The organism is Niallia sp. CD-39 (genome assembly GCF_059874745.1).
The window spans coordinates 134,599-150,921 of sequence record NZ_JCBCPS010000006.1; the positions used below are offsets into that span (position 1 = coordinate 134,599).

Sequence of the window (16,323 nt, forward strand, 5' to 3'; positions counted from 1 at the left end):
TCTGGCGTTGAGAACGTTGACATGTTTGATCGCAATTATGTTCTTAGCGGTACCTTATAATTTTGCTGAGACAACATATACAGTTAATTCAAAGGAATTTAATGAAGTTATTAAACAGCTTGATATGCAGGGACATTCGAACCATGAGTTTTCTACTTGTTCGATTCAACCTGTTTATCATAACGAAGTGCTCGAGATGTTAAATGATGGGAAGACACCTGATGATATCATCAACTATTATGTTGAGGAATACGGTCAGGCAGCTTTAAAAGAACCAGCAAGAGACAGAAGTGGTCTTTTGGCTTGGGGAATGCCTGCTATGGGTTTAGTTTTTGGAGGGACGGTTGTCTCAATGTGGTTAAGAAAAATGAATGTTAAAAAAGCAGGCTCTGATGAATTGATAGAGTGGCAATCATCCCATGAGAAACAGGCAATTGAAAAGATTTTAGAGGAAGAACGCAAAAAGTATTTTTAAGAGAGGGGCATCTCTATGAGTATCATTTATTTACTTATTAGTGCAGCGATGATTATTACATGTATTTATTTAGTTGCGTCTCCCTTTTTAAGAGAGAAGAGCATTCTTTCACTAAATCATCATCTTCAGCTAAAAAAGGATGATGCCTTACAGGACCTTTATAAAACGATGAATGAATTAGAAATGGAATACTTAATGGGAAAAATGAATGAAAAGGATTATTTTCACCAAAAGGAAAGATATCAAAGGGCTGCTGGGGAACTCATGCAAGCAAATCAAGTTACTAATAAAAAGGAAGAGAAACTAAATATTGATGACGAGATATCGAAAGAGCTTGAAGATCTTAGAAAGCAGAGGGGAATTAAACAGTGAACACTCCAGCGTTTCACCCTGAATGGCTCGTTCAGTTTTGGCTAACAACTCCAATCGTCAATAAAATCAATCCACATGGTTTCCTCGTTGTTTTATTAGTGGTTATATTGACTGTCCTTTATGTATACATGAAAAGGTCAATGGTGAAGGCATATCAACTTGAGGATGATCGATTTATCCAATTGTTAAAGAAAAAAGATGTAATAGAAAAAGAGTTAATAGAAAGAAAGAAGATAAAAGGAATAGATGAAAACGAGGAGACTAAGAAAAGCGAAATGGAAATGAAGCTCCGTTTAATCACCAAAGAATTGCAGAAATATACTGAATGAAGGAGCTGACGCCGATGCTTGAAATCAAGCATTTATCGATACAAAGAAGCAATCGTCTTGTGCTGAATAAAGTTTCCTTCAAAGTAAATGGTGGTGAAGTTCTTGCTTTGCTTGGTCCGAATGGAGCAGGAAAGAGCACTCTTTTTCAATGCATCTTAGGACTCATAAAAAGCACATATGGAGAAATCATTATAAATGAAGAAAATGTAAAAGATCGCAAAATAGAAGAAAAGAAAAAAATCGGATTTATTGGTCATGACTCCTTTTTGTTTGGTGAGCTAACAGCCTATGAGAATCTCCTTTTCTATGGAAAACTCTATAAAGTTCAGAGTTTGAAGCAAAAGATAGATACATTGCTCAAAGAAGTGGGCTTGCATCGATTTAAGAATGAGTATGTACGTTCTTTTTCTAGAGGAATGAAGCAAAGACTAACAATTGCTAGAGTTTTTTTAGCGGAGCCAAATCTTCTTCTTTTGGATGAACCTCATACAGGATTAGATCGAGAAGCAATCGGCTTATTAAATTCAATCATCGTAGAAAAAAAGAAACTGGGAACATCAATCTTGCTTATATCTCATGATCTTGAACAAGTTCAAGAAGTTTCAGACCGTGTGGTAGTTTTGCAAAAAGGAAGAATTGTTGCAGAAACATCCGAATTACATGGATTAAAAAGCTGGTATGATGCGGTGGTGATGAGCAAATGAAGTTTATTTTTGCTGACGCTTTTGTCATTGCGGGAAAGGATTTAAAAAAGGAATGGAAAGGGAAGCAAACATTAGCGATTATGCTTGTCTTTTCAGGACTTGTCATTTTGATCTTTAGCTTTGCGTTTGATCCTACTAATAATACGGTCCGTACAGTAGTACCAGGTTTAATCTGGCTACTTACGATTTTTACAGGACTATTAGGATTAAATCGATCTTTTGTATCTGAACAAGAAGAAAGCTGCCTTAAGGGAATGATGTCTGCTCCGATTGATGTATCAAGCATCTATATTGGCAAGGTTATCGCAAATTTTGTAATTGTGTCAGCAGTACAAATCGTTAGCATACCGGCATTATTTATATTGTTTGGTTACCAATTTACAGGGAAACTCATCTGGCTGATTCTGTTAATCGTTGGAGGGACATTAGGGTTTATCTTAGTAGGAACATTTTTAGCCGCAATTGCCGCAAATGCAAAAAATAGTGAGATGCTATTGCCAGTCTTGTTGATGCCACTGTTAACTCCATTGATGATTGCAGCTGTTCAGGCAACTGCTCATATCCTTGAGCGTCCGGATATACAGGAAGTATCCTCTTGGCTTTATTTAATTGCAGCATACGATCTATTGTTTCTAGCAGTGTGTTTATTTTTATTTGAATATGTTATGGAGGGCTCATGATGAAGTGGAACAACGTTGTAATAGACAAAGCCTTATTGTATGTACTAATTCCGTCTATGCTCATTCTTTTATATTTGATCTTTATATGGTCACCGATTGAAAAGGTAATGGGGGGAACACAAAAGATATTTTATTTTCATGTAGGCTGTGCTTGGGTCGCATTTCTTTCTTTTATCGTTGTTGGTTACTATAGCGTCAGAAATTTGATTAAACCAAGAATGCGTTTTGATCAGTTAGCAGGAGCATCGGCTGAGATTGGTGTCTTGTTTACAACGATTACGCTGATTACCGGAACACTCTGGGGGAAGGTAAGTTGGAATACATGGTGGAGCTGGGAACCACGCCTCATGACAACATTGATCTTATGGTTTATTTTCATTGCCTATTTAATGATTCGTAAGATGGATGGCTCGTGGGAGAAGATTGTAAAGCTATCTTCTGTGTTCGGAATTATTGGCTGTTTGAATGTGCCAATTGTTTTTATGGCAATCCGATGGTGGAATACAAAATTGCATCCAGTCGTTTTCGGTGAAGGACAAAACCAAAGCGGTGGTGGGATGGAGCCAGAAATGCTTATTACATTACTCTTCTCTGTGTTTACGATCACGATTCTCTATGTCTTTCTAATGCGTAAGGCGGCAGAGATTGAACAGATGCGCCAGGTGGTAGTTGATTCTAAAAACAAAATGATGAATAAGATTGCTGGATAAATAGGAGGAGCAGACGATGAATTTTTTATTTATTACGTATTCCATTACATGGGTCATGATTGCTGGGTATGTGTTGCTATTAGGAATGAGACAAAGGAGTTTGAAAAAGGAAATTGCCCAATTGGCAGAATGGAATTCTGAAGAGTAAAGTGTGAGGAAAATGCGAGGTGTTCACATGAAGAAGTATCTCATTTCCATTTTTGTAACGATAATAGCGTCAGGTGTAGTCATTTTCTTTATGATTGGGCTGGAAGGAAAGGCGACTACCCATATAGGGGATGAAGCTCTTCCGTTCGAGCTAAAAGACTTGAATGAGGATATCTATCGTTTATCAGATTACTCTGGGCAAACGGTTGTCTTGAATTTTTTTGCGACGTGGTGTCAGCCGTGTATAGATGAAGCACCAGAGCTAGAAGCATTTGGTTCAGAATATGAAGATGCCAAGTTGATTATTATTGCAAAAGGCGAATCAAAAAGACGCATGGAAAAGTATATTCGCGAGTCTGAGTCCGAGCTTTTGTATCTTTTAGATACTCAGGAAAAAATATCTGATTTGTACAGAGTGATTGGGCAGCCTGATACACTAATTATCAACAAAGACGGAATAATTGTTGAACGATTTAATGGACCGACAACAAAAAATATGCTGATTCAATTGATTGAAGAAAAGGCCTTATAATCCTTCTTTATGTTGAATGAAAGGAGGTGGAAAAATGAAAAAAGGTAAGCTTCTAGATAAAAAATTTCTTCTTTTATTTGGAGTGTTCATTGGGATCATTTTTTCGGTTGTTACCGTCAAAACACTTGCTTATACAGACTCTGCAGAGTTTTGCAGTAGCTGTCATATTATGGAGAGTGTGCATGATTCATTTGCTGATTCAACACATGCTGAGCTGAGTTGTAGTGACTGCCATTTGCCACATGATACAGTTGTGAACAAGTTGACGAATAAAGCAAAGGCTGGGGTAGGGCATCTATATTTTAACACTTTAGGTTCTGATAAGATTCCAGATGTATTGCATACAACAGATAATTCAAAAGAAATCATCAACCAAAATTGCATTGATTGTCATCAGAGTACAATTAATAACGTATCCCATGAAGCGAAGGATAGTTGCTCAACCTGTCACCAAGCCGTTCCGCATGGGAAGGACTTCAAAACAGAAGATTTTTACAAACGTCCTGTTCCAGGAGAATTATTAGAAAATAAAGGAGGGATCTCACCGAATGGATAAGTTTGTACGATTAGGGCTTTTGGCTATTGTAGTCATGGCACTTGTCATTACCGGATGTTCTAATGAAAATGAGAGTTCAGGTACTGAGACAACAGGCTTGGATAAAAATGAAATCAACAATGAAGCATTTAAAGATTTATTTCCGTTACATTATTCTAGTTATATGAAAAATAGTGAAATGGAAGATACAAAGTATAGTGGTTCCGTGAAGAGAAGTAAGTATGATGAGGATAAAGAGCCATACTTACCAATTCTATTCAATGGATATGGCTTTGCTGTAGAATACAATGAAGATCGCGGTCATGTCTATGCAAATGAGGATGTTCGTGACATTGCAAGGATTACGGATAAATCCGTTGGATCTTGCTTAACTTGCAAATCAACAGCTGTCCCTCACCTCATTGAAGAAATGGGCGATGGATACTGGGGAGGTAGTTTTCTGGATGAAGTTTGGCCTGCTGCAGAGGCGATGGGGCATTCACCAATTGGATGTTCAGACTGTCATGATCCAGAAACAATGGATTTACGAATTACAAGGCCGAGTTTTATTAAAGCCATGGCTTCGCAAGGAATAGATGTTGAGAATGCAACAAAAAATGATATGAGAAATTATGTTTGTGGTCAATGTCATGTAGAGTATTACTTTGCTCCTGACAATAGTGAAGTAACATTCCCTTGGGCAAACGGCTTTAAGCCGGAAGAGATGTATGAATATTATGAGACGGTTGCAAAAGATAGTGGCTTTAACCAAGACTGGATTCATAATATTTCCGGAACACCAATATTAAAAGCTCAACACCCTGAATTTGAAACACATATTGAAGGTCCTCATGGAAAAGCTGGTGTTACATGTTCAGACTGTCATATGCCTTACGAGCGAACAGATAATAAGAAAAAAATAACATCACATTGGTGGACGTCACCATTAAAAACAATGGAACGCTCGTGTGCTACTTGTCATAGTAACAGGGAGCTTGAAGATTTAGAGAATCGAGTGTTAGAGATTCAGGACACACATATGAAGGAATTGCATGCAGCGGAAGACCTATCGATAACATCTCATTATTATGTAAATAAGATGATAACATCAGGAATAAGTGAAGAAAAAATAATAGAAGCACAAAATCATATTCGTAAAGCTCAATGGTTGTGGGATATCGTAGCAGCAGAAAATTCAGCAGGGTTCCATAATCCTCAGGGAATGATGGAGACATTAAAATTATCTTCTGATGCATCCAATGAAGCAATCAAAATTGCCACAGTAGAATTAGTAAAGAATGGCGTTCAAATAGAAGAGGTAGATCAAGAGATTGAAAAAGTGAAGAAGGCTGTATTTGAGGAACCAGACAACTTTAAGAAAAAAGACCATGCAACAAATGCCTATTTTCCGCCTCAACAATAGCCTCCTTCCTAAATAAATGAAAAAGGAAAGCACCGTACTATGGGACTAGCATATGTACGGTGTTTTCCTTTTAAAATTGCCAGAAGATAATGTGGTTGTCAACTTATACGAATAATGGTTTTCTTCAATAAATGAAAAAAGTCAGAATACTTGTTGCAAAATGAGATTGAACAGAGTATACTGTGTATATAGATATAAACAGTATAACAGTTAGAGGTGATGAAATGAATAGTTGGAAACAAGCTTGGTGGTTAGCAAAGTTCGAAGTGAAAGGTTCGTTAAGCGTGTTATGGTTCTTGATCCCGTTCAGTGTGCTTTTCTCGTACTTGATTACGGATATATTCTTAGTAGAAGAAAAAGATTTTTTTTACGACATCGTTTTTGTTGCATTTTTATTTAGCATGACAATATGGATGAGACCGAAGGATTTTCAAATGCAGAAGCTGGACGGAGAGTTTTATGCTTCTCCTGTATTTATGCTAATGAATCAACTGGCAACAAATCGAAACGCATTAGTGTGGAGTCGCTTTATCGTTTACTTTATTTACGCTCTTCCATTTAATCTTATTTGTCTTGTTTCTCCGTATGTCTTCTCAGCAGATGTGAGAGCAGAAATTCCATTTGAGAGTTACTTAGCATTTATCGTTCTATGGATTTGCTTTGGTATTGTTATGGGTAGTCTTTATCCTTATGCAGATACCGGTGATCGCATGACGTTTCACCCAGTAGTGTATGCAGCGATCATTGCGTTAACTTTTGCCATTCCGGTTGGAATTATTATCTTCATTAATATATACGCAAATTCAACAATCTTTAATTTATCGCTTCAGCTCGTTCTAAACTGGCCATTTTTAACAATGATTATTTCCGTTATTACAACTGTGATCTATGTCCTTTGGACACAAAAGGTATCTGTAAAACGGATTAAGAAAATCAACTATTTAACTTAATGAAATGGAATAGAGGAGGAAAGCATATATGAAATTACCTCTTCGTCTTTCAAAGGAATCGAAAACACCGATCTATCATCAAATTGAAGAGCAGGTAAAAGCCCTGATTGCGAGCGGAAAATTAAAAGCAGGTATGCCATTGCCATCAATTAGAGTTCTATCAAAGGAATTGGAGATTAGTGTGATTACGACGAGAAGGGCGTATTTAAACTTAGAACATCAAGGTTTTATTAAGACGACTCAAGGAAAAGGAACATTTGTATCAGAAATGGAGAATGAAATTAAAGAGGAGGTTAAGATTACGACCGTGTATAAAGCAATTGAGGAAAGTGTAGAGACAGCACTAAGGCATGATTATACAATTGAGCAAATTGAACGTATTTTTCGTGAAGTGATTTTATCAATGAAAGAAAGGCAGAAAGGGGATGCCTAAATGGAGAAAGTAGTGGAATTCGACCATGTAACGAAGTCAATAGATGATTTTACGTTACAGCCGATTCAACTTACTATTGAAGCAGGAACAGTCTCTGTCATCGTTGGAGATAATGGAGCTGGGAAAAGTACTTTAATTAAAATGCTTATGGATTTAGTCACTCCTGACAATGGAGAAATCTACTTTTATGGAGATTCCATACTAGATGGGAAAGAGGCTTGGAAGCATAGAATTGCTTATGTTCCTCAGCAATTAATCGGATGGAATTTATTCAAGAGTGCTGATTTAGTAGAACTAATGAAGGGGCTCTATCCAAACTGGGATGATGTTTACTATAATCGCATTGTTGAGTTTCTTGATATTCCATTAAACAAGAAATTCGGGAAGCTTTCTAAAGGGAATCAACAAAAATTGGTCATAGCTTTGGCGTTAGCCCGTAATACAGATGTCTTGGTTATGGATGAGCCGACTGCCAATGTTGACATCCCATCGAAGAAAAAAATGATGGATCTTTTTGTTGAATGGATGGATAAAGGAGAGCGGACGATGCTCATTTCCAGTCATCAAACCGATGATATTCGTAAGCTAGCAGACTATGTTGTAGTAATGAAGAAGGGGCAAATGATTGGTCACTTTGAAAAGGATGAACTTTTCGGTAAATATCGCCGTTATTGGTTCGAAATATTGCCTGATCAATTGCTTCCAGGAGAAGTGGAGCGAGTAAATTTAGAAAGAACAATCGTTACAGAAAATGTGGAACAATTGGAAACTTATCTTCGTAATAAAGGAATAGCTTGGATTGATGATAGAGTGCTAGAGGTAGAAGAAATTATTACATTTTTATTAGCATAAGGAGGGAGCAACAATGGGAGAAACAGTATTAAAAGTAAACCAAGTTGGCAAGTCATATAAAGATAAGCGCATTATCCGTGAAATTTCTTTTGAAGTGAAAAAAGGGGAAATTCTTGCGATTCTAGGACCAAATGGGGCAGGAAAATCAACGACGATTCGTAATATTATGGGCATTACTCAACCAGATGAAGGTGACATTCATTTTGCAGGAAGCAAAAAAGGAGAAATCCCTCGCAATCGGATCGGTTATTTACCAGAAGAAAGAGGGCTTTATAAAAAGATCCCGATTATGGATATTCTTCTCTATTTTGCTGAGTTAAAAGATTATCCGAAGAAAAAAGCGAAGGAGCGCGCGCTATTTTATTTAAAGAAGATGGGTTTAGAAGGGAAAGAAAAAAGCACGATTGAAGAGTTCTCCAAAGGAATGGGGCAAAAAGTGCAATTTATCGCATCGATCATTCATGAGCCTGAACTGCTTATTTTGGACGAACCGTTTTCTGGCCTCGACCCTGTCAGTCAGGAAATGATGAAATCAGAAATTCGCGAACTAGCACAAAATGGAACGGCTATTTTGCTTTCGGCACACCAAATGAATGTTGTGGAAGAGTTATGTGATTCACTCTATATGATTCATAAAGGTGAAAAAGTGATTTATGGAACGATGGAAGAAGTGAAGAACCAGTATGGAAGCTTTAAGTGCGTTATTACTGGCGAAAATTCAATCAAACGTTTGATTAGTTTGCCAAAAGTGCAAAGAGTGGAAGAGGGAGAAGGTACGAATACGCTTTATTTAGAAAACGATATTCATCCCGGAAGCTGGATGAAAGAGCTACCTGAAGACATTGATATAAAAGAGTTACAGCTCAGAAGAATTTCCCTTCATGAAATTTTTATTGATATCGCAACAGAGCAAAATAGCTTAGGAAGGAGTGAGAAGAATGCGTAACAGTATGAAGGTTGCAAAATGGGAATTTAAAAAGAATATCAAGAACAAATCGTTCATTATCTCAATCTTATTAACACCATTGATTTTCATTGCATTCTCGATGTTTCCAGTTCTAATGGATTCATTTGAATCTGAGCCCACACCGCCAACTGTTTTTATCAACGATGAATTAGGTGTATGGCCAACGGTTGAAGAAATGTTAATAGCACAGGACATTAAGTGGGACGTAAAGGAAACAAATGATACATTTGCTGAAATGGAACAAATTGTACAGGGAGATGAGAACACAGCGTTTCTTCAATTAAATGAATCCATTTTTACTGACGGAAGTGTGAATGTGTATCATCATGAAAAAATGCCTCAGGCTTTCAATGAAGGAATGCAGCTTCTCGTTCACCCATTGCAAGCGTTGCAACTGCAACAATTTCAACTTTCACCAGAGGAAATGGAGATTGTCACAAACGGGTTTCAAATCAACTCAGTTGAAGTAAGTGAAACAGAAGAGACAGTAGCCTCAGACCCTCTTGAACGATTAGTTCCTGGTATATTTGCAGGAATCATTCTCTTCTCAATCGTACTCACAGGGATGATGATTTTCCAAAGTGCTTCGCAAGAGAAGAAGGAGAAGGTGGCTGAAATTGTACTTTCTTCTCTTCAAGCACATGAATTGATGCAAGGAAAAATCATTGGTTACTTTGCATTAGGGTTAACTCAAGTTGGTGCTTGGATTGCGCTAATTGCCCCATTCATCGTGTGGCGCTATGAATTTGAATTATGGAATTACTTGTTTGTTCCAGAAACACTTGTACTATTAGTCATCGCAATTCTTGGCTATCTATTATTTGCGACGATCTTTGCAGGCATAGGGGCAACATTTGAGGATATGGACCAAACAAGTAACTTCCAAGGGTTGGTCTTCATGCTCCCGTTCTTGCCATTTTTCTTCTTCGGTCCAGTAATTCGTGATCCAGAAGGGGTGTTGGCGATGATTGGAACTTACGTCCCATTCACATCACCAGGTGTACTTATCTTACGCCTTTCAATGATGGAGAACTGGCCATGGTTAGAAATTGCAATTGCATTAGTCATCCTTGTTGTGAGCATTTTCGTCTTTATGAAAATTGCCGGTAAGATCTTCAAAATTGGAATTTTGATTTATGGTAAAAATGCAACACCACAAGAAATCATCAAGTGGTTGAAATATTAATCTAATGCAGTGGGCTGCTAGTTGCTCACTGCATTGTTTTTGTTAAAAGACAAGATGATTGAAGTTTTGTTATAATTCTTCTTTTTTGAAGCATGCTTTTCTTTTATTTCCTAGCACTAAGTCCTGTTGGCATTCAAGGTGAAAAGTAAAATATGAATAGTATTACCTTGCGCACTTTTTGATAAATTAGTGTAAAATTACACTAATGTTAAAAATGGGCCTTTTATCCGTTTTAATTATGGGTAGAAGAGGGAAGAGTATAGCAATAAGACATGATTGAGTTAGATTAACTTTATTTCGGTGGTGTAAAAAATGATAGGATGCATGTGTATTCATGGGTTTACAGGTTCTCCTTATGAGGTAGCTCCGCTTGCAGACTTTTTACAGAAAGAAACTGATTGGAAAGTAGTCGTTCCAACGTTACCTGGTCATGGTGAAGAGCTACACTTGAAAGGTGTTGTTTATCAAAGTTGGATTCGTCATGCGGAAGAAGAATTAGAAAAAATGTTAGACGAATGTGATCAAGTTTATGTGATTGGGTTTTCAATGGGTGGACTAATTGCGAGTCATCTTGCAGTTAAATATCCGGTTGAAAAATTGGTACTTCTAAGTGCTGCTGCACTTTATATTAATCCGAAACAAATCTTTTTGGATATTCAAGCGATGTTTAGTGATGTAGTGCAGGGGAAGATTCGGGAAAATGAAATGTTTCAAAGGTATAAAAGAAAACTTAAAGCGACTCCAATCACAGCGACGATGCAATTCAGGAGGTTGGTGAATGCGGTGCGACCAAAGTTGAAACAGGTGAGTATTCCAACATTAATAGCTCAGGGAGGGCTTGATGGGGTTGTTCCACCGAGAAGTGCGGACTTCCTCTATGAGAATATTGGAGCAGAAGCGAAAAAAGTGATTTACTTTAATAAATCGAATCATATGATTTGTCATTGCGATGAAAAACAGGAATTATTCGATGAGGTGTACGGTTTTTTGCATGAAGAACAGGAGTAAAGATAACGAATGAATAACGATTTTATAGGTCGGTATGCCGTTGCAATCGGTTTATTTAGATGATAAGATAAACTTCAAAGTGTCAACAGGTACCTCTTTAGAAACCCCAGACATACTCCGGTGTGGAGAATGTCTTTTTTCATGAATAAGGTCATTCCATTCATGGAACTAAAAGAAAAAATGAACGAGTAACCCTTAAAAAGTGGGTTTCGTAAATAGAGAAGCAATCATTCCCCATGCTTCCATTAGGAGTTATTCCTGCATACTTGACAATCTAAATTTTCAAAGATATGAAGGAGAATGAATACATTGACTAAGTTTCAAGATTTAGGTATTAGTCCAGCTACGATGAAGTCTCTTATAAGAATGGGTTTTGAAGAAGCAACTCCTATTCAAGCAGAGACGATCCCGTTAAGCCTTGAGAATAAAGATTTAATTGGGCAAGCACAAACAGGTACTGGTAAGACTGCTGCGTTTGGAATCCCAATGATTGATAAGATTGATACAACAAAGGATTTTATCCAAGGAATTATTATTGCACCAACGAGAGAGCTTGCGATTCAAGTGTCAGAAGAATTATACAAAATTGGATATGGCAAGCGTGCAAAAGTGTTATCAATTTTTGGTGGGCAAGATATTAATCGTCAAATTCGCGCATTGAAAAACCGTCCGCATATTATTGTTGGAACTCCTGGTAGAATCCTCGACCATATTAATCGTAAAACATTAAAACTGGATCATGTTCATACTGCGATCTTGGATGAAGCAGATGAGATGTTAAACATGGGGTTCATTGAAGATATTGAATCCATCCTTTCAAACATTCCGGTAGAGCGTCAAACGTTGCTTTTCTCTGCGACAATGCCCGGACCAATTCAGAAAATTGCAGAGCGATTTATGAAGAATCCACAGATTGTTCGGGTTAAAACGAAAGAAGTGACAGTGCCTTTAATTGAACAATATTATATTGAAGTTCAAGAAAAGACTAAGTTCGATGTGCTAACAAGACTGCTTGATATTCAATCACCTGAATTAGCGATTGTTTTTGGTCGTACGAAGCGTAGAGTAGATGAATTATCAGAAGCATTGACACTACGAGGGTATATGGCGGAAGGCATTCATGGCGATTTAAGCCAGGCGAAGAGAATGTCTGTATTAAGAAAGTTTAAAGAAGGTTCTATCGATGTTTTAGTTGCTACAGATGTGGCGGCACGTGGCTTAGATATTTCAGGGGTTACACATGTATACAACTTCGACATCCCGCAAGATCCAGAGAGCTATGTCCACCGCATTGGACGTACTGGACGAGCAGGTAAAGAGGGTGTAGCCATGACATTTATTAACCCTAGAGAAAAGTCATACTTACACATTGTTGAACGCACAACGAAGAGAAAAATGGAACGTATGCCTGCTCCAACATTGGATGAGGCGCTAGAAGGCCAACAGAAGGCAGTCTTAGAAAAGATTGAGCAAACAATTGACCAAAACCATCTGCAATATTACAAGCAAGCTGCCGATGAGTTGTTAGAAAAACATGATGCATCAACAGTCGTTCAAGCTGTATTGAAAATGTTAACGAAAGAACCAGACACAACGCCTGTTAAACTGACGGAAGAAAAACCACTTCCTGCTAAGAGAGATCGTAAACCTTATGATCGCAATAAAAGCCAAGGTCAACGGGGTAGCAGACAGCAAGGATCAAGTAAATCACGCCAAGGTGGTCACAAAGCCGGTAAAAGAGTTTACAATAAACCAAAGTCAAACAGCTACCGTCCATCATAAATATGCATTGATTCAGCCTATTAAAGCCCAAAAAGCTTTAATAGGCTTTTTATATTTTAAGGTGTTAGGAAAGGAAAAAAGCGAAATTCGTAAACTTTTGAGTGTGTAATCTGCCGAAACATGGTTGGGAGTTCAGTGCAGGTAATCATAGATACAACGAGAATTTATTCAGTGGAGGTGAGTGTCATAATGAGTATTACTAGTGAAGAGATGTTAAAAGAATTGAGCGATTCGATTGCAGCACTTTTTCAAATTCAAATAAAGCAAGCAACTCCACTTACACGAGGTTATTTGAATAAAAAGTGGAAAGTTGAAACAGATAAAGGAATGTATGTCATCAAACAATTTAGCAAAGAACGTTTTAATAGTTTGAGAAACTCAAATCTATTTTTCGAGCAAGAACAAGCAGTAAAGGAACAGTTACGGCATTCAAAGTTGGGAATTCGATGTCCAATGCCACTAATGCATAAACACAAGATCATTCAGAGAACAAATTCCGGTGAACGCTTTATGGTCATGACTTTTTCAGAAGGAGAGAACATTTTTCCCGGTGAGCTAACGGTGGAGCAAATGCGTCATCTTGGTGAGACTATTGCGGATCTTCATAATGCTTTTAACGATGGAACATATGCTAAGGGAAGTGTAAAGTTCAAACCTATCGATATCAATCATCGTGTACAGCATTGGGAGCAAGTAAAGCGGATGAATCCTAATCTTAATCATACGATTGATCAACAAATTTCAAGAACGAAAGCATTTAATCTTGAAGAATTAGGAGGGTGTGAACCAGGTTGGCTCCATCGTGACCTATGGGTGGACAATATATTGTTTTCTGGTGAGCAAGTAACAGCCGTACTTGACTACGATCGATTTGGATTTGATTATTTAGAATTAGATATTGGACGTGCGATTATGTCGGGCGCGTTAAAGAATCAAGCACTAAACATTGACTCAGCATCTGCATTCTTAGCTGGATACAAAACAAAAAGGCACATAAATTCTGGGTTGTTTTCTCGATCCTTAAAAGTGTTATGGTATTTGGAAAGCACCTGGTGGATCCATTCTAATGTTAATCCAGGCAGGTATCAGGAAACTCAATTTTTCAATGAGATGGTTTGGATTGGAGAACACATGGATAGTCTTGAAGAAATAATAAAGGATTAGTAGAAATATATACATAATAAAGCAGAAATAAATGTACCGACAAGTACACACTATGTCATGTATACTAAGGAGGAACAACATGTAAGTTTTCAGGAGGTAGTTATGATTAGAAGGCCACACAAAAGAATTTCTAAACGAGGTTTAACTGTTTGGAGAATTTCTGGTGCGATTCATTCTTTTTTTGTTTTGTTATTCGCAATCGGTACGATTGTACTGACTTTTATATTTGATTGGCCAATTTGGGTAATTGGTGCTGCGCTAATGGCTTTTGCCTTATATGCTTATTTATTTATCGTGCTTTTACCGGGCTTAAGATGGAAGAGATGGCGTTATGAAGTAAGGGAAAACGAAATTGAATTGCAGCATGGGATTTTTATTATTCGCAGTACGTTAATCCCGATGATTCGTGTACAACATGTAGATACTGCTCAAGGTCCAATATTGAGAAAATATCGCTTAGCGACAGTGAATATTTCAACAGCAGCGACGGTTCATGAAATACCTGCATTGGATGTAGAGGAGGCAGAACAGCTTAGATTTTTCATCTCTAATCTTGCAAGGGTGGCAACTGAAGATGTCTGAACCGAGAAGGCTTCATCCAATTTCAGCTGTTGCAAATGCTTTGAAGTATATTAAAGACCTTTTTATCCCACTGCTCATTGCTTTATTTGTTGGTACAGATGGAGTCTTGTTTCGACTCATCGGATTTGGTGCCATCATTGTGATTGTGTTTATAGTGGGCTTAATCTCATGGCTTAGGTTTACATATCGATTAGAAGATCAAGAAATACGTATTGAAACAGGTGTGTTTGTACGAAAAAAACGTTATATCCCATTTGAACGAATTCAGAGCCTTGATTTATCGGAGGGGATTTTACAACGTCCATTTGGATTAGTGAAAATGAAGATTGAAACAGCGGGTTCTACAAATTCAGGTGAGGCAGAAGCTGTTTTAACAGCTATTACAAAGGATGAGGTTAAACGAATCCAAGAAGAGATTGCTCATGCAAAAGTAAAACAAGATGCAATGATTGATGAAGTAAGCGAAGTCCAGAAGCCTAAAGAGGAAATTCTTTATAAAATTTCACCTAAAGAACTACTTTTACTAGCTTCAACTTCTGGTGGTGCTGGAGTTGTTATTGCTGCAGTAATCGTGTTTTTACTACAGTTTGATGAGTTCATCCCTTACGAGCGAGTCTTTAATGAATTGCAAGATCTAATTTCAAGTGGTGTCGTATTTATTGCCACCGTTGCATTGATCGTTGTCACTTTTGCCTGGCTGATTGCTGTTATTGGTACCATTCTTAAGTATTCTGACTTTACGTTGAAGAAGATCGAAGGGAATTTAGTCGTTACAAGAGGGCTACTGGAAAAAAGGCAATTGACGATCCCGCTTGAGCGGATTCAATCTGTAAATATTTCGGAAAATCTGTTGCGTCAACCGTTTGGATTTGCGAATGTGTCGATTGAAAATGCTGGTGGATCAATGACAGAAGAAAGCAGTGCGAGCGTCTTAATTTTGCCTTATATAAAAAAGAGCAGAATTCAATCAATAATTGAGCCCTATTTGACAGAATACGATTTCAACTATGAACTGAAACCAGCACCGAATCGGTCGTTACGCAGGTATTTATTTCGTGCACTAGTAGCAGCAATTATTCTGAGTGCGGTTCCAGTGATTTTCTTTCGCCCACTTGGTTTGATCGCGCTCCTATTGTATCCAGCTCTTCTTGCGTTAGGTTATATGAAATTTAAAGATGCTGGTTGGGCAATTACCGAACAACAGCAGTTGGTGCTACGTTATCGTGGGATCATAAGGCAAACCATCTTTATGCGTAAGAATCGTATACAGTCTCTTAGAATGAGCCAAAGCTATTTTCAAGTACGATCAGATGTAGCTACAATCGATGCGTCAGTAGTTGCAGGGTCAGGTATTAGTGGTGGAACGGTCGCTGATTTAGAAAAAAGCGATGTAGAGGAAATTTATGAATGGTACTCACATTCTGAAAAGAAACCAATACAGCCTGAGGGTTTCTCTCATATTCCTATTAAAAACATAAAGCCAAAAGCATAG

At 37.7% G+C, this 16,323-nt stretch carries 20 protein-coding genes; all 20 read left to right on the top strand.

Annotation, left to right across the window (positions count from 1 at the left end; genetic code table 11):
• Nucleotides 1-7 precede the first annotated feature (7 nt).
• Nucleotides 8-475, top strand: coding sequence for a cytochrome c-type biogenesis protein (locus AC6F34_RS14005; RefSeq protein ID WP_500773183.1), 468 nt, complete (start codon nucleotides 8-10; stop codon nucleotides 473-475).
• Between the two features lie 15 nt (nucleotides 476-490).
• The gene (locus AC6F34_RS14010) at nucleotides 491-847 is read left to right on the top strand and encodes a hypothetical protein (protein ID WP_500773185.1); all 357 of its coding nucleotides are present in this window, start codon (nucleotides 491-493) and stop codon (nucleotides 845-847) included.
• Nucleotides 844-1,176 carry a hypothetical protein gene (locus tag AC6F34_RS14015; RefSeq protein ID WP_500773187.1) on the top strand — a complete coding sequence of 111 codons (333 nt, stop codon included), beginning with the start codon at nucleotides 844-846 and terminating at the stop codon, nucleotides 1,174-1,176. Before AC6F34_RS14010 ends, AC6F34_RS14015 begins: the two co-directional genes overlap by 4 nt.
• Before the next feature lie 14 nt (nucleotides 1,177-1,190).
• Nucleotides 1,191-1,880, top strand: a complete 690-nt coding sequence (ccmA, locus tag AC6F34_RS14020) for a heme ABC exporter ATP-binding protein CcmA (RefSeq protein ID WP_500773189.1) — start codon at nucleotides 1,191-1,193, stop codon at nucleotides 1,878-1,880.
• Nucleotides 1,877-2,560 (top strand): heme exporter protein CcmB, encoded by a 684-nt coding sequence (locus AC6F34_RS14025; protein ID WP_500773191.1) that lies wholly within the window; start codon nucleotides 1,877-1,879, stop codon nucleotides 2,558-2,560. The genes ccmA and AC6F34_RS14025 overlap by 4 nt, the downstream gene beginning before the upstream one ends.
• Nucleotides 2,560-3,270, top strand: coding sequence for a cytochrome c biogenesis protein CcsA (gene ccsA, locus AC6F34_RS14030; RefSeq protein ID WP_500773193.1), 711 nt, complete (start codon nucleotides 2,560-2,562; stop codon nucleotides 3,268-3,270). The genes AC6F34_RS14025 and ccsA overlap by 1 nt, the downstream gene beginning before the upstream one ends.
• Before the next feature lie 16 nt (nucleotides 3,271-3,286).
• The gene (locus AC6F34_RS14035) at nucleotides 3,287-3,418 is read left to right on the top strand and encodes a CcmD family protein (protein ID WP_500773195.1); all 132 of its coding nucleotides are present in this window, start codon (nucleotides 3,287-3,289) and stop codon (nucleotides 3,416-3,418) included.
• 27 nt (nucleotides 3,419-3,445) lie between these two features.
• A complete protein-coding gene (locus tag AC6F34_RS14040) occupies nucleotides 3,446-3,949 on the top strand; it encodes a TlpA family protein disulfide reductase (RefSeq protein ID WP_500773197.1) in 504 nt (167 codons plus the stop codon).
• A gap of 34 nt (nucleotides 3,950-3,983) precedes the next feature.
• Nucleotides 3,984-4,505, top strand: coding sequence for a cytochrome c3 family protein (locus AC6F34_RS14045; RefSeq protein WP_500773199.1), 522 nt, complete (start codon nucleotides 3,984-3,986; stop codon nucleotides 4,503-4,505).
• Complete coding sequence (locus AC6F34_RS14050; protein ID WP_500773201.1) at nucleotides 4,498-5,907, top strand: ammonia-forming cytochrome c nitrite reductase subunit c552; 1,410 nt, start codon at nucleotides 4,498-4,500, stop codon at nucleotides 5,905-5,907. The genes AC6F34_RS14045 and AC6F34_RS14050 overlap by 8 nt, the downstream gene beginning before the upstream one ends.
• Nucleotides 5,908-6,131: 224 nt before the next feature.
• On the top strand, nucleotides 6,132-6,857 hold the full coding sequence (locus AC6F34_RS14055; protein WP_500773203.1) for a hypothetical protein: 726 nt from the start codon (nucleotides 6,132-6,134) through the stop codon (nucleotides 6,855-6,857).
• Between the two features lie 28 nt (nucleotides 6,858-6,885).
• On the top strand, nucleotides 6,886-7,290 hold the full coding sequence (locus AC6F34_RS14060) for a GntR family transcriptional regulator (RefSeq protein ID WP_500773205.1): 405 nt from the start codon (nucleotides 6,886-6,888) through the stop codon (nucleotides 7,288-7,290).
• A complete protein-coding gene (locus AC6F34_RS14065) occupies nucleotides 7,291-8,142 on the top strand; it encodes an ABC transporter ATP-binding protein (protein ID WP_500773207.1) in 852 nt (283 codons plus the stop codon).
• A gap of 13 nt (nucleotides 8,143-8,155) precedes the next feature.
• The gene (locus AC6F34_RS14070; protein WP_500773209.1) at nucleotides 8,156-9,088 is read left to right on the top strand and encodes an ABC transporter ATP-binding protein; all 933 of its coding nucleotides are present in this window, start codon (nucleotides 8,156-8,158) and stop codon (nucleotides 9,086-9,088) included.
• On the top strand, nucleotides 9,081-10,295 hold the full coding sequence (locus AC6F34_RS14075; RefSeq protein ID WP_500773211.1) for an ABC transporter permease: 1,215 nt from the start codon (nucleotides 9,081-9,083) through the stop codon (nucleotides 10,293-10,295). The genes AC6F34_RS14070 and AC6F34_RS14075 overlap by 8 nt, the downstream gene beginning before the upstream one ends.
• 312 nt (nucleotides 10,296-10,607) lie before the next feature.
• Nucleotides 10,608-11,303, top strand: coding sequence for an alpha/beta hydrolase (locus AC6F34_RS14080; RefSeq protein WP_500773213.1), 696 nt, complete (start codon nucleotides 10,608-10,610; stop codon nucleotides 11,301-11,303).
• Between the two features lie 309 nt (nucleotides 11,304-11,612).
• Nucleotides 11,613-13,085 (top strand): degradosome RNA helicase CshA, encoded by a 1,473-nt coding sequence (cshA, locus tag AC6F34_RS14085; RefSeq protein ID WP_500773216.1) that lies wholly within the window; start codon nucleotides 11,613-11,615, stop codon nucleotides 13,083-13,085.
• A 189-nt stretch (nucleotides 13,086-13,274) separates the two neighbouring features.
• Complete coding sequence (locus AC6F34_RS14090; protein WP_500773218.1) at nucleotides 13,275-14,249, top strand: phosphotransferase; 975 nt, start codon at nucleotides 13,275-13,277, stop codon at nucleotides 14,247-14,249.
• A gap of 102 nt (nucleotides 14,250-14,351) precedes the next feature.
• Nucleotides 14,352-14,831 carry a PH domain-containing protein gene (locus AC6F34_RS14095; RefSeq protein ID WP_500773220.1) on the top strand — a complete coding sequence of 160 codons (480 nt, stop codon included), beginning with the start codon at nucleotides 14,352-14,354 and terminating at the stop codon, nucleotides 14,829-14,831.
• Nucleotides 14,824-16,323 (top strand): PH domain-containing protein, encoded by a 1,500-nt coding sequence (locus tag AC6F34_RS14100; protein ID WP_500773222.1) that lies wholly within the window; start codon nucleotides 14,824-14,826, stop codon nucleotides 16,321-16,323. The genes AC6F34_RS14095 and AC6F34_RS14100 overlap by 8 nt, the downstream gene beginning before the upstream one ends.

Coding starts and splice junctions, on each gene's coding strand:
- AC6F34_RS14065 (WP_500773207.1), top strand. CDS start 7,291: ATGGAGAAAGTAGTGGAATTCGACCATGTAACGAAGTCAATAGATGAT.
- AC6F34_RS14025 (WP_500773191.1), top strand. CDS start 1,877: ATGAAGTTTATTTTTGCTGACGCTTTTGTCATTGCGGGAAAGGATTTA.
- AC6F34_RS14010 (WP_500773185.1), top strand. CDS start 491: ATGAGTATCATTTATTTACTTATTAGTGCAGCGATGATTATTACATGT.
- AC6F34_RS14035 (WP_500773195.1), top strand. CDS start 3,287: ATGAATTTTTTATTTATTACGTATTCCATTACATGGGTCATGATTGCT.
- AC6F34_RS14040 (WP_500773197.1), top strand. CDS start 3,446: ATGAAGAAGTATCTCATTTCCATTTTTGTAACGATAATAGCGTCAGGT.
- AC6F34_RS14100 (WP_500773222.1), top strand. CDS start 14,824: ATGTCTGAACCGAGAAGGCTTCATCCAATTTCAGCTGTTGCAAATGCT.
- AC6F34_RS14075 (WP_500773211.1), top strand. CDS start 9,081: ATGCGTAACAGTATGAAGGTTGCAAAATGGGAATTTAAAAAGAATATC.
- ccmA (WP_500773189.1), top strand. CDS start 1,191: ATGCTTGAAATCAAGCATTTATCGATACAAAGAAGCAATCGTCTTGTG.
- AC6F34_RS14050 (WP_500773201.1), top strand. CDS start 4,498: ATGGATAAGTTTGTACGATTAGGGCTTTTGGCTATTGTAGTCATGGCA.
- ccsA (WP_500773193.1), top strand. CDS start 2,560: ATGAAGTGGAACAACGTTGTAATAGACAAAGCCTTATTGTATGTACTA.
- AC6F34_RS14090 (WP_500773218.1), top strand. CDS start 13,275: ATGAGTATTACTAGTGAAGAGATGTTAAAAGAATTGAGCGATTCGATT.
- AC6F34_RS14070 (WP_500773209.1), top strand. CDS start 8,156: ATGGGAGAAACAGTATTAAAAGTAAACCAAGTTGGCAAGTCATATAAA.
- AC6F34_RS14095 (WP_500773220.1), top strand. CDS start 14,352: ATGATTAGAAGGCCACACAAAAGAATTTCTAAACGAGGTTTAACTGTT.
- AC6F34_RS14045 (WP_500773199.1), top strand. CDS start 3,984: ATGAAAAAAGGTAAGCTTCTAGATAAAAAATTTCTTCTTTTATTTGGA.
- AC6F34_RS14055 (WP_500773203.1), top strand. CDS start 6,132: ATGAATAGTTGGAAACAAGCTTGGTGGTTAGCAAAGTTCGAAGTGAAA.
- AC6F34_RS14060 (WP_500773205.1), top strand. CDS start 6,886: ATGAAATTACCTCTTCGTCTTTCAAAGGAATCGAAAACACCGATCTAT.
- AC6F34_RS14080 (WP_500773213.1), top strand. CDS start 10,608: ATGATAGGATGCATGTGTATTCATGGGTTTACAGGTTCTCCTTATGAG.